This is a genomic window from Mesorhizobium sp. L-8-10 (genome assembly GCF_016756635.1).
In the GTDB taxonomy this organism is placed as follows: domain Bacteria; phylum Pseudomonadota; class Alphaproteobacteria; order Rhizobiales; family Rhizobiaceae.
On record NZ_AP023263.1, the window covers coordinates 6,869,467 to 6,884,484 of the forward strand.

The 15,018-nt window shown below is 65.5% G+C and carries 16 protein-coding genes and 2 pseudogenes; 7 read left to right on the forward strand and 11 right to left on the reverse strand.

Annotated features, from left to right (window positions below; all coding sequences use genetic code 11):
• Window positions 1-51: 51 nt before the first annotated feature.
• Window positions 52-709 (reverse strand): annotated as a pseudogene (locus JN280_RS32135) (N-methylproline demethylase); the annotation flags it as partial.
• 111 nt (window positions 710-820) lie between these two features.
• On the opposite strand from JN280_RS32135, the gene queF reads away from it, so the two are divergent.
• Window positions 821-1,282, forward strand: a complete 462-nt coding sequence (queF, locus tag JN280_RS32140; protein WP_202308244.1) for a preQ(1) synthase — start codon at window positions 821-823, stop codon at window positions 1,280-1,282.
• An 86-nt stretch (window positions 1,283-1,368) separates the two neighbouring features.
• Here queF and gcvA read toward each other — a convergent pair whose 3' ends face one another.
• The gene (gene gcvA / locus JN280_RS32145; RefSeq protein WP_202308245.1) at window positions 1,369-2,286 is read right to left on the reverse strand and encodes a transcriptional regulator GcvA; all 918 of its coding nucleotides are present in this window, start codon (window positions 2,284-2,286) and stop codon (window positions 1,369-1,371) included.
• Window positions 2,287-2,461: 175 nt separating this feature from the next.
• Here gcvA and JN280_RS32150 point away from each other — a divergent pair, with 175 nt between their 5' ends.
• From JN280_RS32150 to JN280_RS32170, 5 genes and pseudogenes are all read left to right on the forward strand, one after another.
• A complete protein-coding gene (locus JN280_RS32150) occupies window positions 2,462-2,737 on the forward strand; it encodes a hypothetical protein (protein WP_202308246.1) in 276 nt (91 codons plus the stop codon).
• A gap of 24 nt (window positions 2,738-2,761) precedes the next feature.
• On the forward strand, window positions 2,762-2,980 hold the full coding sequence (locus JN280_RS40385) for an SDR family NAD(P)-dependent oxidoreductase (RefSeq protein ID WP_202308247.1): 219 nt from the start codon (window positions 2,762-2,764) through the stop codon (window positions 2,978-2,980).
• Window positions 2,977-4,059, forward strand: a pseudogene (locus JN280_RS32160) (flavin monoamine oxidase family protein); the annotation flags it as partial. The gene JN280_RS40385 and the pseudogene JN280_RS32160, both read left to right, overlap by 4 nt.
• Before the next feature lie 57 nt (window positions 4,060-4,116).
• Window positions 4,117-5,154 (forward strand): alcohol dehydrogenase, encoded by a 1,038-nt coding sequence (locus tag JN280_RS32165; protein ID WP_202315177.1) that lies wholly within the window; start codon window positions 4,117-4,119, stop codon window positions 5,152-5,154.
• Entirely contained in the window at window positions 5,144-5,827 is a 684-nt protein-coding gene (locus tag JN280_RS32170; protein WP_202308248.1) for a cupin domain-containing protein, read from the forward strand. Before JN280_RS32165 ends, JN280_RS32170 begins: the two co-directional genes overlap by 11 nt.
• 162 nt (window positions 5,828-5,989) lie before the next feature.
• Here the strand turns inward: JN280_RS32170 and JN280_RS32175 are convergent, their stop codons facing one another.
• The 3 genes from JN280_RS32175 to JN280_RS32185 all read right to left on the reverse strand — a co-directional run bounded on the left by JN280_RS32175 (window position 5,990) and on the right by JN280_RS32185 (window position 7,319).
• The gene (locus JN280_RS32175; RefSeq protein WP_202308249.1) at window positions 5,990-6,439 is read right to left on the reverse strand and encodes a hypothetical protein; all 450 of its coding nucleotides are present in this window, start codon (window positions 6,437-6,439) and stop codon (window positions 5,990-5,992) included.
• A gap of 348 nt (window positions 6,440-6,787) precedes the next feature.
• Window positions 6,788-7,123, reverse strand: a complete 336-nt coding sequence (locus JN280_RS32180; protein WP_244742382.1) for a type II toxin-antitoxin system RelE/ParE family toxin — start codon at window positions 7,121-7,123, stop codon at window positions 6,788-6,790.
• The gene (locus JN280_RS32185) at window positions 7,089-7,319 is read right to left on the reverse strand and encodes a hypothetical protein (protein WP_202308250.1); all 231 of its coding nucleotides are present in this window, start codon (window positions 7,317-7,319) and stop codon (window positions 7,089-7,091) included. Before JN280_RS32185 ends, JN280_RS32180 begins: the two co-directional genes overlap by 35 nt.
• A 348-nt stretch (window positions 7,320-7,667) precedes the next feature.
• Between JN280_RS32185 and mutL the strand changes: the two genes are divergently transcribed.
• Window positions 7,668-9,527 (forward strand): DNA mismatch repair endonuclease MutL, encoded by a 1,860-nt coding sequence (gene mutL / locus JN280_RS32190; RefSeq protein ID WP_202308251.1) that lies wholly within the window; start codon window positions 7,668-7,670, stop codon window positions 9,525-9,527.
• Window positions 9,528-9,567: 40 nt separating this feature from the next.
• Here mutL and JN280_RS32195 read toward each other — a convergent pair whose 3' ends face one another.
• From JN280_RS32195 to JN280_RS32220, 6 genes are all read right to left on the reverse strand, one after another.
• Entirely contained in the window at window positions 9,568-10,437 is an 870-nt protein-coding gene (locus JN280_RS32195) for an SMP-30/gluconolactonase/LRE family protein (RefSeq protein ID WP_202308253.1), read from the reverse strand.
• A complete protein-coding gene (locus JN280_RS32200) occupies window positions 10,427-11,161 on the reverse strand; it encodes an ABC transporter ATP-binding protein (RefSeq protein ID WP_202308255.1) in 735 nt (244 codons plus the stop codon). The genes JN280_RS32195 and JN280_RS32200 overlap by 11 nt, the downstream gene beginning before the upstream one ends.
• 2 nt (window positions 11,162-11,163) lie before the next feature.
• Entirely contained in the window at window positions 11,164-11,910 is a 747-nt protein-coding gene (locus JN280_RS32205) for an ABC transporter ATP-binding protein (RefSeq protein ID WP_202308257.1), read from the reverse strand.
• Entirely contained in the window at window positions 11,907-12,887 is a 981-nt protein-coding gene (locus tag JN280_RS32210; RefSeq protein WP_202308259.1) for a branched-chain amino acid ABC transporter permease, read from the reverse strand. Before JN280_RS32210 ends, JN280_RS32205 begins: the two co-directional genes overlap by 4 nt.
• Entirely contained in the window at window positions 12,887-13,765 is an 879-nt protein-coding gene (locus JN280_RS32215; RefSeq protein WP_202308260.1) for a branched-chain amino acid ABC transporter permease, read from the reverse strand. The genes JN280_RS32210 and JN280_RS32215 overlap by 1 nt, the downstream gene beginning before the upstream one ends.
• 62 nt (window positions 13,766-13,827) lie before the next feature.
• A complete protein-coding gene (locus JN280_RS32220) occupies window positions 13,828-14,961 on the reverse strand; it encodes an ABC transporter substrate-binding protein (RefSeq protein WP_202308261.1) in 1,134 nt (377 codons plus the stop codon).
• Window positions 14,962-15,018 lie beyond the last annotated feature (57 nt).

Consider the following 15,018-nt stretch of genomic DNA (forward strand, 5'->3'; position numbering starts at 1 on the left):
TGTGAGCGAAAGTCGTCGCTCCGTCGCATCGGCTCCCGGCCGGTGTCCCCCTCAAATCCGTATCGCGCGCCGGATCCCGTCATAGATCGCGGCGTGGATGTTGCGCGAGGCGATCGCGTCGCCGATGCGCAACAGCACGAAACCGCCCGTCCGGATCTCGGGACCGGCCCGCCCTCGACGAGACGCTCATAGTCGACGGCGGCGCCGTTTCGCGACAGCGGCTTCAGCGTCAAATATGAATCGTCGAGCGGCAGCGCTCGACCACGACCTGGCCGACACGCCGTTCGTCGCGCCAGCCCGTGGCGAAATCCGAGCCCAGTGTGGCGACAAGCTGGTTGCCGTCGCGACGCACGGCGACGAGCCTCGCGTTGATGGTGATCCTGACGCCCTTCTCGTGGAAGGCGCGCATATAGGGCACGTGGTTCATGCCGCCCACCTCGGGCGCGAAAAAACCTTCCGGCGAGACGAGCTCGACCCCTGCCCCGGCATCGGAGGCGATCTCGGCGGCCGTCATCCCCTGGTGCCCGCCATTGTGGTCGTAGAGCAGCACGGTCTCGGCCGGCTTCATCGCGCCGGCGACGATGTCCCAGCTCGACGTCACCAACTCCGCGCCCGCGTCAAGCGGCGGGTTCTGCGGCAGGCCGCCGGTGGCGATCACGACGACATCAGGCGAGAGCGCCAGCACGTCGTCCTTCTCGGCCCAGACATCGCAGAGCGAGATGATTCAGGCGGCAGGGCTGGAGGAGCGGATCGTTGCTGGTCATCGCCTGTTGTCGTCCCGGTGAAGGATTATTATGGAGCCCTGAAAAGGAGCATTCCCATGACCTCGACCGAAAACCTTACACAGCTCGGCGCCAGGGTGGAAACACCGGCGTCGCCCGAAGCCGCCAAGCTGGAGACCGTGCCCTTCACGCGCGGCGACGGCGTGCCGGCGATCGTGCGCTTCACCTGTCCGGAGTTCACCTCGCTCTGCCCGGTCACCGGCCAGCCGGATTTCGCCCATATCGTCATCGACTATGCGCCCGACGGGCTGCTGGTGGAATCGAAGTCGCTCAAGCTTTTCCTTACCTCTTTCCGCAATCATGGCGCCTTCCATGAGGACTGCACGGTGATGATCGGCCGGCGGGTGGTGGAAGCGACCAGACCGCTCTGGCTGCGGATCGCCGGCTACTGGTATCCCCGCGGCGGCATTCCGATCGACGTATTCTGGCAGACGGGCGCGCCGCCCGAGGGCGCATGGCTGCCCGACACGGGTGTTCCGCCCTATCGCGGACGCGGCTGACCTGGTGATTTCCGACGCTCGGCACCAAAGCCGTATGGGTGGTTGCAGTAACGCCGCCCAGAAGGGCGCGCCGAGGTCGCCGGCTCTCACCGACGAGGCTGCGCGGCTTCTTCGAAAAGCCAGTCCCTGAATGCCACGAGCCGGGGCAGCGAGGCACGTTCGGGCCGGTAAACGACGAAATAGGCCAGCGCCGCTGCGACGCTGATTTCCGGGAAGAGGCGAACCAGCCGCCCGGCGGCGAGATCGTCATGGGCCAGAATGCTGCGTGCGAGGGCCACGCCGTGACCGTCTATCGCCGCCTGCAGAACAGCGGCCGAGTTGTTGACCCTGAGGCCGCGCTGCTTCACCCCATCGACCATTCCGGCAGCCTGCAGCCACGTCTCCCAGGACGTAAAGCCAGAGTTCGAATCGACCGAGAGGTCGTGAATCAGTGTCTGGGTGGCGAGATCGTCCAGCCTCTGGATGCGCGCGCGCGTGAGGAGAGCCGGAGAAACGACCGGGTAGACTTCTTCGTCCATAAGCTTTTCGGCAGTCAGGCCCGGCCAGTGACCAGTCCCATAGCGCACGCCGATGTCGATGCCCTGGGCGACATAGTCGACAAGCTTGAGGCTTGTATCGAGCCGGACATCAGTGTCGGGGCATCTCGTCTGGAACCCGTCGATCCGGGGCATCAGCCACTTCGCGGCGAAGGCCGGACTGACGGTTACCGTCAGAACACCACCGGAGGCTGCCTCCTTCATGCGCTCAAGCCCCGTGCCGAGCCTGTCGAGGCCTGTCCGGATATCGGCAAGGGCGGCCTCTGCCGCTTCGGTCATCGTCAGCCGCACCTTGCCCGATTGGCTGCGGCGGAAGAGCCGGGTCCCCAGCCAGTCCTCGAGACTGCGCACCAGTTGTCCGACTGCCGCGGGCGTAACGTTCAGTTCTTCGGCGGCGCCGGCAAAGCTGCCATGGCGGGCTGCGGCTTCAAAGGCGCGAAGGGCGTTGAGATGGACGGGAGACCGCACGGCTGCTCTTGCTTTTCGTAAAACACCATGATGCCACCTCGGGCCCAGCGGGAGCAACCCCGCCGCTAAAGTTTTTCTTGGCCGGCCGTCAATATCTTCCCGTTTGCGGAGAGGCCCGGGCGGCGGCATCTTCCGGCCGATAACTGCTCCGGCGGAACATACGGAAGGACCGGCCATGGCCTATCTGCAGGTCACTCTCCAGATCCCCAACGAGAACCGCGGCGCCGCGGCGGCCGTCTATCAGAAATACAAGGCATTGTTCCTCGAGACGATTGCGGACGCCAAATCCAAGGAACTGCTCGCGCGCGACGAGGACGTGCAGGTCCTGCATGGCTTCGATACTGTCGAGAACGCCAGGCGCTACCTCGCGAGCAAGCTGTTCACCGATGACGTGGTGACCGGATCAAAGCCGCTGCTCACGGCCGATCCGGAGATCCGCGTCCACGCCTGAACCATCCAGGCCAGGAGACGAGACGTGCGTTCTGAAGGAAAAGTTGTTGTGATCACCGGCGGCGGTTCCGGGATCGGCAAGGAGACCGCCGCCCGCTTCATCGCGGAAGGTGCATATGTGGCCATCAATGGCCGCGACGTCGACAAGCCGAAAGCGGCGTCACTGCCGGACGACAGTAACCGGCGAGGGGCCGGAGACTGGTGCGCCGACGCTCAACCCTGCCTTCGAAAGTCACAAGCTTGAACCACCCTGTCCTCATCGTCGGAGGCGGCCTAGCCGGACTGCTTGCTGCCCGCCTCCTCCACAAGGCCGGGATCGGCTTTCTCCTCCTGGAAGCGCGCGACCGGCTGGGCGGCCGAATCCTCTCGGCCGACGCCAGCGGCCAGATGTCGGATGACGGTTTCGATCTCGGACCTTCATGGTTCTGGCCCGGCATGCAACCGGCGATGGGCAACATCGTCGACGCTCTCGGACTTCCCTGCTTTCCGCAGAACAGCGACGGCGACGTTATCTTCCAGCGGATGTCGCGGGAAGCGCCGCAGCGTTATCGCGGCGTTCGACAGGAACCGCAGTCGATGCGGCTCGCCGGAGGCACCGGCGCCATCGTCTCCGCCCTTGCCGCAGCCCTTCCAGGCGAGTGCATCCGGCTCGGCACGCGGGTGGCGCGCGTCGCGCTCGACGGCGCTGCGGTCGAGGTCGGATTTGTCGATGCGACCGGTGTCGGGCAAAGCGTGAGGGCGGCCCACGTCCTCTTCGCGCTGCCGCCGCGGCTCCTCGAAGCGACGGTCTCGTTCACGCCGGCGCTCGATACGGCAACGGCCGGGCGCTGGCGTGGCACGCCGACCTGGATGGCGCCGCACGCAAAGGTCTTCGCCCTCTACGACCGTCCGTTCTGGCGCGACGCGGGCCTCTCCGGCACGGCCCAGAGCATGGTCGGTCCTCTCGTGGAAATCCACGATGCGACGACCGCTTCCGGCAAGGCCGCACTTTTCGGCTTCGTCGGCTTGTCCGCCGATGAGCGCGAGGCGGCAGGTCGCGATGCGATCGTCGCGGGCGCTGTCCGGCAACTTGCAGGATTGTTCGGGCCTCAGGCCGGAACTCCGCGCGCGACGCTGTTCAAGGACTGGGCTGCCGATCCGCTGACCGCGACTGCGGAGGACCGCCGCACAGGCGGCCATCCGGTTCCAACCGACCAGCCATGGGTCGAGGGCGTGTGGCGAGATCGCATCTCGATGGCCGGGAGCGAAACCAGCCGCACCGAGCCCGGCTATCTCGCCGGCGCGCTCGAGGCAGCCGAACATGCCGTGGCAGCCATCGTGAGCGGACTGACCAGATCCGCCGGTCCGTCCCGGGGCCGCCTGAAGACAGGAAACCGAACCATGAAGAACACCTATCGCGCCATGCAGATCACGACGCCGGGCACACTGGACCTGGTGGAACGCAAGACGCCGAGGCCCGGTGCCGGCGAAGTGCTGATCGAAGTCGAAGCCTGCGGCATCTGCGGCGCGGACGTCTCCGACATCGAGGGGGCCGATCCGTCACTGCAGCCGCCGCGCGTGCCAGGCCATGAGGTCGTTGGTCGCATCGTCGCCCTCGGCGAAAACGTTCCTTCGCTCTGGAAGCTCGGACAGCGTGTCGGTATCGGGCGGCTCGGCGGCCACTGCAACGAATGCGTCCAGTGCCGCCAGGGCCAGTTCCAGCTTTGCGAGAACCAGTCCTTCGTCGGCGCCTCGTGCGACGGCGGCTATGCCGAAATGATGCTGGCGCGTGGCACGGGCCTGGTATCGATCCCCGACGAGCTCGCTTCCGAGGAGGCGGCACCCATCCTCTGCGCCGGGATCGCCACTTTCAACGCGCTCAGGAAATCCGGCGCGCAGGCCGGCGATCTGGTAGCGATCCTGGGGATCGGCGGCCTCGGGCACATGGCTCTGCAATATGCCCGCAAGAAGGGCTTCAAGGTCGCCGCCGTGGGGCGTGGCCAGGACATAGCCGAGGACGCTCTGAAGCTCGGCGCCCACCTTTATATCGACGCGGAAGCGGAGGATGCCGCTGCCAAGCTCAAGTCCATGGGCGGGGCGAAAGCGATCGTCGCTACCGTTCGCAACGCGGAAGCAGTTTCCCCGCTCATGCCCGGCCTCGCGCCCCGCGGCCGCCTCGTACTGCTCGGCGCTGGCAAGGATCCCCTGCCCGTGTCCGCCGGTCATCTCGTCGTCGGCGAGCGCAGCGTACTCGGATCGATCACGGGCACGCCCTACGACAATGAGAGGACGCTCGACTTCAGCGTGCTTGCCGGCGTGCGTCCGCAGATCGAGACCATGCCGTTGGAGAAGGCATTCGAAGCCTACCGGAAGATGAAATCCGGCGACGTCAGGTTCCGGATGGTGTTGACCATGAAGGGGCCGACCCATGCGCATTAACGACGATCTGTCCAAGCCCGTCATCGTCCACGCCGCCAGGCTCGACTGGGTGCCCAGCCCGGCGGCGGGCGTGAGCCGGCGCATGCTGTTCCGTATCGGCGGCGAGGTCGCCCGCGCCACCTCGATCGTGCGCTATACTGCCGGCAGCGCCTTTCCCCGCCATACCCACACCGGCGGCGAGGAAATCTTCGTTCTCGACGGCAGGTTCCAGGACGAGCACGGCGACTATCCGGCAGGCAGCTATTTCCGCAACCCGCCCGGCACCTCGCATGTCCCCGCCGCGAGGGATGGCTGCACCATCTTCGTGCGCCTCTGGCAGCACCGCGACGGCGACCGGGAACAGCTCGTCCGCAAGCCGGGTGCGGGCGAGCAGGCAGAGCCGCGCGCCGGTGCCAGCACCGCGACCGTCCTCTTCGACGACGGCCACGAGGAGGTCCGTGTCGAGGACTGGAAGGCGGGCGAGCATATCACGGTGGAGAACAGCCGAGGACTGGAGTTCCTCGTCCTGGCCGGGGAACTTCTGGTCGGCGAACAGCGACTGGAAGCGCAAAGCTGGGGGCGCGTTCCCGCGGGGACAAGACTCGAAGCAAGGGTCGGCACGCAGGCCGCAAGGATCTGGATGAAGGACGCGCCGCTCCTTCACCGTGACGTTCTTGCCCTGCCGGAACGGTGAGCGTGTCGAGAACCGGCGGCATGCGCAAGACATCCAACGCTACCGCGGGTCAGTCTCCCTCGCCGTCCTTTTGTTAGGAGCATGCCCGGGGGAACGTGGCCCGGCCAACCACCGCTCAGGCGCTCGCCGGCGGCCGACGGAGATGGGCGATGATCGCTGGTACTACCCGTCGCAGTCGAAGGTCCCCAGCCGCCAGCCATTGGTGAGCGATGCGACGTCGGAGACTTTCCAGTCACCGCCGACCTTGGCCATGGACCACAACATCTCGCGACGCGACTCGTCCTCGTTGGGGAACAGACGGAAGGTCGCGGTCACCTCGGCCGTGTCGCCGGAGACTTTCTCCGACAGTTCCAGGGTGCGGGCGATCTCGGCCTCGTCATAATCCTGTGCGTCGACGGCGACGCCGAAATCGATGCAGCTGATCTTGCCCTCGGGCGTCTTGTCATTGGCCTCGAAGATCCTGCGCGCAGGGTCGACGAAACGACCGCGCAGTTCCGGGTCGCCTTCGAAGACCGGCGGGGAATAGAAGAACCGCACGGCGTCGGACGCCGGACCGGCGAGCGCCGGAAGGGGGAGAAGCAAGGCGACGGCGATGAGGACTGGAAGTCTCATGGAGGCACCGGAGTGAGGCGGTTGCAGGAGGGTTCATTATCACCCTTCGGCCGGCTTTGCTTCGCTGCGTGCGACGTGGTTCGGTGAGGGCGCCAACGCGAAGGCGCTGCTTCCGCCGGCTTGGGCGTGCTGTGCGCTGCCTCTCCGTCATGGCGCCGACGCGCCAAGGCGCGGATCGCTGTTTCCGGGCAGCTGGCGCGCTGCGTCGCCGTCACGGCACGGATCCTCGGGTCGCCTCGCCCTCGCTACGCTCGGCTCGGGCCCGAGGATGACGACTTGGCGCCGCTTTCCCGTGTGCGACAAACCCAGAATCCCCGCTATCAGCCGATGAAGGGCCTACGCGGTCTCTCACTGGTGGGCCGAGGGATGAACGCGCAAGCTCTCGGGGTCCTGCGCTCCATGCCGGATTGCGTGAATGACGATTTCGTGTTCCGTCGCCTCATAGAAGATCAGGTAGGGATAGGGACGCGCGACGATCCGCCTTATGCCGGGCTCATCGGTTTGACGACCGATCTCCGGCTGATGGCGCGCCAGTTCGGTCACGGCCTTCAATCTGGCAGCAACTTTGCGAGAGGCCGAAGGAGACTGGGCCTCTATGTAGTCGAGAACATCCGAAGGTCCGCAAGCGCTGGGAATGTGTAGCGCAGCTTCATGGAATATGCCTGGCCCAGACGGACCGAACATCTTCCTCTGAAGCGAACTCTCCCCGTGCGGCAGCCTCTCTGGAGCGTGCGATGGCCTCGCGCTCCTGTGCGGTCAGACTGACTTCTGGCCCGCCGTCGCCGCCCAGTAGCTGCAGGATTGCGCCGGCTATCTCATCCTGCTGGTCCTGGGGCAACCGGCGGGCTGCTTCGACGGCCTTTTCAAGAAGCTTTGTCATGGACCTTCCGTAGCACAATCACAAACCGAGACATATACGCCGCCCATCAGCCGGCGCGCTCTTCAGGATCTCGCGCAGCATGCCGGGCTCGAACGTCACACGCTGACCATCAACGGCCGCCCCTGCCCCCTTCAGTGATCCAACGCAACCGGATCGTCACGGAGCTCGATGCGATCTCGGAGGATATGGTCGGCCGTCTCCCCGATACGAACACGATTCTCTTCGGACAATATGGCGTAGGTCGAGATGCCGCGCAGGACATAGGGCAAAGGCGACGATCCGGTCGCGGCGGCCGGCGCTGATATCCCCGGCTTTCCGGACCGTCACGAATCCGCCTATAATCCGGCCATGCCCATTCGCCAGCTTTCCGAAACGGTCATCAACCAGATCGCCGCCGGCGAGGTGATCGAACGCCCGGCGAGCGTGGTCAAGGAACTGGTCGAGAATGCGCTCGATGCCGGTGCGAGCCATATCGAGATCGCGACGTCAGGCGGCGGGCTCACGCTCGTCCGCGTCACCGACGACGGCTCCGGCATTCCCGAGAACGAGCTGCCGCTGGCGATCGGCCGGCATTGCACTTCGAAGCTTTCGGACGACATCCACGACATCCGCTCGCTCGGCTTCCGCGGCGAGGCCCTGCCCTCGATCGGCTCGGTCGGCCGCCTGACCTTGCGCTCACGTCCGCCAGGCGCTTCCGAGGGTGCGGAGATCCGTGTCGACGGCGGCAGGATTTCGGGCCCACGGCCGGCGGCGGCCAACCGCGGCACGCTGGTCGAGGTGCGCGACCTGTTCTTCGCCACCCCTGCCCGGCTCAAATTCATGAAGGGCGAGCGCGCGGAGGCCTCCGCCATATCGGATATCGTCAAGCGCATCGCCATCGCCTTCCCTGCGGTGCGCTTCACGCTCTCGGGGCCAGACCGCACGACGCTCGACCTGCCCGCGACCGGAGACGGCGCCAACGGGCAGAAGGCGCGCATCGCGCAGGTGCTCGGCGTCGACTTTCCCGAAAACGCGCTGTCGATCGAGGCGATGCGCGAGGGCGTGTCGCTCACGGGCCAGGTCTCGATCCCGTCCTACACACGCGCCAATGCGCTGCAGCAATATGCCTATGTCAACGGCAGGCCGGTGCGCGACAAGCTGATCGCCGGCGCCATCCGGGGCGCCTTCGCCGACGTGCTGCCGCGCGACCGCCATGCGGTGACCGCACTTTTCCTGACGCTCGATCCCGCCACCGTCGACGTCAATGTCCATCCCGCCAAGGCCGATGTGCGCTTCCGCGATCCGGGCCTGATACGCGGGTTGATCATCGGCTCGATCCGCGAGGTGCTGGCCGCTTCCGGCATCCGTCCGGCTACGACGGGTGCGGCCGCGATGATGAGCGCCTTCCGGCCGGGACCGACGAGCTACGGCCATGCGGGGCCGGCCAATGATCATCGCAGCTTCCATGCCGGGTTCAGGGCTGCCGCTCCGTCCGGTTACGACCTGTCACGCTCGCCCAGCCGCCCGCTCGAGCCGGTCTCGGCAGAGCGTGCGTTCGGCGAAGCGGCGCAGGCCGCCTTCGACACCGGTCCGCTCGCCAGCGCCGACACACGCGCCGGCACCGCCGCGGTCGCGCCCGAACTCCTGTCCACGCCGCTTGGTGCCGCCCGGGCACAGGTCCACCAGAACTATATCGTGGCGCAGACCGAGGATTCGCTCGTCATCGTCGACCAGCACGCCGCGCATGAACGCCTGGTCTACGAGGCGCTGAAGCAGGCGCTCGCCTCGCGCCCGGTGCCGTCGCAGATGCTGCTTCTTCCAGAGATCGTCGACCTGCCCGAGGATGATGCCGAGCGCCTCGCCATGCATTCCGAGACGCTGAAACGCTTCGGCCTCGGGGTCGAGCGTTTCGGGCCGGGCGCGGTCGCGGTGCGCGAGACGCCTTCGATGCTGGGCGAGACCGACGTGCAGGCGCTGGTGCGCGACCTCGCCGACGAGATCGCCGAGCACGACACCACCGATACGCTGAAGGAGCGGCTCGACGCGATCGCGGCGACCATGGCCTGCCACGGTTCGGTGCGCTCGGGCCGCCAATTGAAGGCCGAAGAGATGAACGCGCTGCTTCGCCAGATGGAGGCGACCCCCGGCTCAGGCACCTGCAACCATGGCCGGCCGACCTATATCGAACTGAAGCTCGCCGATATAGAGAGGCTGTTCGGGCGCAGGTGATCTCATTCGCCTCGAACGTCTGTTAGCAACCCACGCAACGCTACAGGCCCGTGCGGAACTCCGGCCTGCCGCGAACGCCTGCGTCGAGAACGAGCACGCGACCGGCAAGCGGCTCCGACAGTTGCTGCTCGGCGGAGAGTGGCTCGCTGGCCGAGGTCACATAAAGCCGGTCCAGGTGATTTCCGCCGAAGCAGCAGCAAGTCGGGTGGCTGACCGGCAGATCGACCACCCGCGAGACCGTTCCCGAAGGGGCATATCGCACCAACCGACCGCCGGCGTATTCGGCGTTCCAAAGATGGCCCTCGGCGTCGACGCAACTCCCGTCGGGTCGCGCCGGAGCCTGCGTGGTTGCAAAGACCCGCTTCCGTCCGGCGCGGCCGGTGACCGGATCGTAGTCACGAACCCAGATCGTATAGGCTCTCGTGTCGGCGTAGAAGATCCGTCCTCGTTCGGGATCGAAGGCGAGCGAATTGGGAATCGCCAGATCTTGCTCTTCCATGGTGACACGAAGCTCCGGCGTCACGCGGTAGATGGCGCCGACCGGCGCATAGTCGCTTTCCCGCAAGGTGCCGACCCAGAAATTTCCGGCGGAATCGACGCGACCATCGTTCTTTCGATGCTGGCGCTTTCCCGGCTCCGGGTCCAGGAGGAACGCTTGGCCGGCGGTGTCCGGGTCATAGGCGAACAGGCCATTGTCGCAGGCGAGCACAAGTCCTCCCCGCTCCCGCAGAGCCAGTGAACCGATGCGCCGCGCCACCACCGGATGGCGGGTGCACTGACGCTCTTGCGGATCGTGGCTCCAGAGCGCCGGTTCGAGCACATCGACCCACCACAGGCGTTGCGTACGATCGCACCACACCGGGCACTCGCCGAGCCTGTTGCGGTCGGCGTCGAGAGCCTCAGGCTCCATGCGCCGGCGCGTTCTCGACATGGCCGCCGAGGAAAAGCTGTCCCACGCGCGGATCGGCAAGCAGCTTCGACGCGGCATCGTGCATGCGTGTCTGGCCAAGCTCGAGAACGAGCCCGTAATCCGACATGGCAAGGGCTGCCTTCGCGTTCTGCTCGACCATGAGGATCGTCACGCCCTCGTCGCGAAGCCTGATCAGGGTGCGGAACACCTCCTGGACGAGGTTGGGCGACAAGCCGATCGACGGCTCGTCGATCAGGATCAGCTTCGGGTCGAGCAGCAATGCGCGCGCTACTTCGAGCTGTTTCTGCTGGCCTCCGGAAAGTTCGATCGCCTTGCGATTGCGGAACTCCCGCAGCATGGGGAACTGGTCCATCACCGCTTCGACACGCTGGCGTACCCTCGCCTGATCGGCCGCGGTGATGCCGCCGAGTTCGAGATTGTGGTAGACCGACAACTGCGGCACGACGTTGCGTCCCTGCGGCACGTAGGTTACCCCATGGCCGATCATCTGGCGCGGAGTCTGCCGGGTGACCTCCTTGCCATCGAGCAGTATCTGACCCGACTGAATGTCGAGCAGCCCGAAAATCGCCTTGAAGACCGTGGACTTGCCGGCGCCGTTCGGGCCGATCACCGTGGTGATCGAAGCTTTCGGGATCGTGAACGAGACCCCGTTCAGGATGGTGATCTTGCCGTAGCCGCCATAGACGTTCTTCAATTCAAGCATGGTCAGCCTCCGAGATACGCATCGATCACGGTCTGGTTCGACCTGATCTCGTCGGGTGTGCCTTCGGCGATGATCGCACCTTCCGCCAGGACGATCACGCGCGTGCACAGGCTCATCACGAATTCCATGTTGTGCTCGATCACCACGAAGGTCGTCCCGTGCTCGGCATTGTAGGCCACCAGGCGTTCCTTCAGGCTCGCGAGCATGGTCAGGTTGACGCCGCCCGCGGGCTCGTCGAGCAGCACGAGACTTGGCCCGGCCATGAAGGCCATCGCCGCGTCGACGAGCTTCTGCTGGCCGTAGGACAGGGAGCCCGCAAGTTGATCGCGCAGATGGGTGAGGCGGAAGAACGAGATCATCCTGTCGGCGTCTTCGGCCAGGCCCGCATCCGAAGGGCCGAACAGGCGCGACAGCATTGTGCCGTGGTGTTCCTGTCCGGCGAGGATGACATTGTCGATCACGGACATTTTCGGGAACACGGACAGTTGCTGGAAGGTGCGGCCGACGCCGAGCTTGTTGAGGTCCGAGGCCCGCATCCGCGAGACCTTGCGGCCATTGATCGACACGTCGCCCGCGTCCGGCGAAAGCTGGCCGAGGATGCAGTTGAACAGCGTCGACTTGCCGGAGCCGTTGGGGCCGATCAGACCGAGGATCTCGCCCTTTTGCACGTCGAAGGAGACGCCTCGAACGGCGCGGATGCCGCCGAAACTCCTCTCGATGCCGCGGACGGAAAGGATGGGGCCGCTCATTTCAGACGCGCTCCTTCGCTCATGTCGGCCCGCATCTGGCGCCCGGGCCAGAGCTTCTCGCGGACGCGTCCCCACACGCCGATCAGACCCGACGGGACGAAGACGAGCATCACGATGACGAGGGCCGAATAGATGATGAGGTAGTAGCCTTCGGTGAAGCGCAACACTTCCGGCAGCAGGATCACCACGCCGGCCCCGAGGAACGGTCCGAAGAAATAGCCGGCACCGCCCACCACGACCATGAGCAGGATGCGCAGCGAATGCGCCAATCCGAACGAGCCCGGCTCGATGAACTGGACGAGCGGAGTGACGAGCGAACCGGCGAGGCCTCCATAGGTCGAACCGATGGCGAAGGCCAGAAGCGTTATGCGCCGGGTGTCGACGCCGAGGCTTTCGGCACGGATCGGATTCTCGCGCAGCGCCTTGAAGGCGCGGCCCCACGGGGAACGCACGATGCCCCACATGGCAAGTGCCGCGAGGATGGTGACGGCGAGGGTGAAATAGTAGAAGTGCAGTTGCTTCATCGTCGAGAACAGTCCGAAGTCCGGCCGTGGCATGCCGACAAGCCCGTAGGTTCCTCCGGTCAGCCAGTCCTCGTTGCGCATGACCAGGAAAACGAGAGTGTTGAAGGCCAGCGTGACGAAAGCAAGGAAGTGCCCCTTCACGCGCAGCGCGGGATAACCCAAGAGCAGGCCGACGACGAAGCAGGCGATCAGGCCGAGCGGCATGGCGAGGATCCAATGCCATCCGGCAAGCGTCAGCAATGCCGTCACATAGGCGCCGATCGCCATGAAGGACGCCTGGGCGAGCGAGATCTGGCCGGCATAGCCGAGGGTCAGGTTCAGCCCCATGGCGGCGATCGAGAAGACCAGCCACGAGGTGAGCACATAGATGATGTAGTTGCCCTGACCGAGCGGCGCGAGAACCGCGAGCGCGATCAGGACGACAATGGCAAGCGTCCGCCAGTGGCCGCGCATCAGACAGCCCTCCCCTCGGACGTGCCCATGATGCCCTGCGGGCGCACCAGTATGATGACGATGAGCAGGACCAGCGGCAGCGCGGCGCGATACTGCGCGGTGACATATGTCGCGGTCAGGTTGTCGAGCACACCGATCAGCAGCCCTCCGACCAGCGCGCCGCGAATCTGGTTGAAGCCGCCCACGATGGCCGCGATGAAGGCGATCAGGCCGAGCGTCTCGCCATTGGAGAATTTCGCGAGATAGACCGGTGTGATCAGGAAGGAGGCGAGTGCGGCGAGTGCGGCATTGATGATGAAGGTGTAGAGCACCATGCGCTTGACGTTGACGCCCAGGATCTCGGCCACCGCCGGGTTCTGCGCCGTCGCCTGCATGCAGCGCCCCGTCCGGGAGCGGTTGAGGAACAGCGTCAGCCCTACGACGATGCAGAGCGAAATCGCGAGATTGAGAAGATCCTGCAAGGAGACCACGGCGCCGAAAACGCCGATCGGGTCGCTCGGGAACATGGCAGGAAAGGGCTGCGCCTCGGCCGCGTAGAATTCCTTGACGCTTTCGCGGAGCAGGATGCCGAGCGCCATCGTCGCGATGATCAGCGTGATGCCGCCATGCGGGAGGATCGGCTCCACGATCAGCTTCTTGAAGAGCACGCCGAGCACCAGCATCGACAGTGCGAGGCCGAAGAGCAAGGCGATCCACAAGGGCATGCCGAAGTAACCCACGCCGATCAGCACGAAGAAGGCGGGAAGCATGACGAACTCGCCCTGGGCGAAATTCACCGTCTGGGCAGCCTGCCAGACAAGGGTGAAGCCGATCGCAACCAGCGCGTAGATGGAGCCGGTCGCCAGACCGGACAGCAAGACCTGCAGGAACTGTGACATTGAGCGTCCTTCGGCGAATAGCCGCGGCGATCAAGGCCGCCGCGGCGATCGGTTGACCGTGATCAGTTGGCGGGAACCGTGCCGATCACGATCGGCGCGCCGTCCTTCACCTGCACCATGAAGCTCGGGCGGGACATCTCGCCACGCTCGTCCCAGCAGGTGTCGAGCAGGATCTTCGGGTGGTCCGCGACCTTCAGGCAAAGGCCGTGCATCTTTTCGGAGAATTTCTCGCCGTCCAACTCGCCGACCATGTCGGTGACATATTTCGTCGTCCAGGCGCCGACATAGCCCTTGATCGCGTCATGGGTGGGCTTGCGCTTGAAGGCCTCCTCGAATTTCTTGGCGAAGGCGCCGATGCCGGGCACGTCCGTCGCCGTCGCGGTGACGCCGACATGGGCGATCGCGCCTTCGGCGGCACCCCCGGCGAGCTCGATGACCTTGGCTTCCGTGAGGGTCACTTCGCCGACGAGCGGCATGGCGAGCCCCTGCTTCTTCGCCTCGATCAGGAACCGGGCCGACTCCTCCTGGTTCATATAGACGAACACGGCGTCGGGATTCGCCTCCTTGAGTTTCGAGACGTCTGCCGCATAGTCTGTCTGGGCCTGCTCGGACGGCACGTCGGCGACGACCTCGATGCCTGCCTTCTGCATCTCGGCCAGGAACACGTCGTGTCCGCCCTTGCCGAACTCGTTGTTGACCCAGGCGACGCCGACCTTCTTGGCCTTCAGCGCGTCGGTGAAATAGGGCGTCAGGGCGGGAAGGCCTTTCTGGGCGCCCGATGAGGTGCGGAAAATAAAGGGATTGCCCTTCTCCACGACGCCGGGCGCCTCCGAGCCGACGAATTGCGGCGTGCCGTTCTGCTGGGCAACCAGCATGTTGACCATGGTCGAGCCCGAATAGATCGTGCCCCATATCGCGTAGGCACCTTCGTCGATGGCCTTCTGGACGAGCGCGCGCGACACTTGCGGGTCGGTCTGGGTGTCGTATTCCGTGACCTCGACCTGCTTGCCGAGGATGCCGCCCTCAGCGTTGATCTCCTCGACGGCAATCTTGATGCCGTCGCGCCAGTTGGTGCCCGACGGAGCGCCGGCGCCGGAAAGCTCGGCGACCATGCCGACCTTGACCGTCTCCTGAGCCTGGGCCGCACCAAGCATGGCCAGTGCGGTCGAGAGTGCGAGTATGGATCTGCGGTACATCAAAGTCCTCCCATAGAAGCAATTGGGCCTTGCGACGCCGTCTCCATCAAGCGCCAC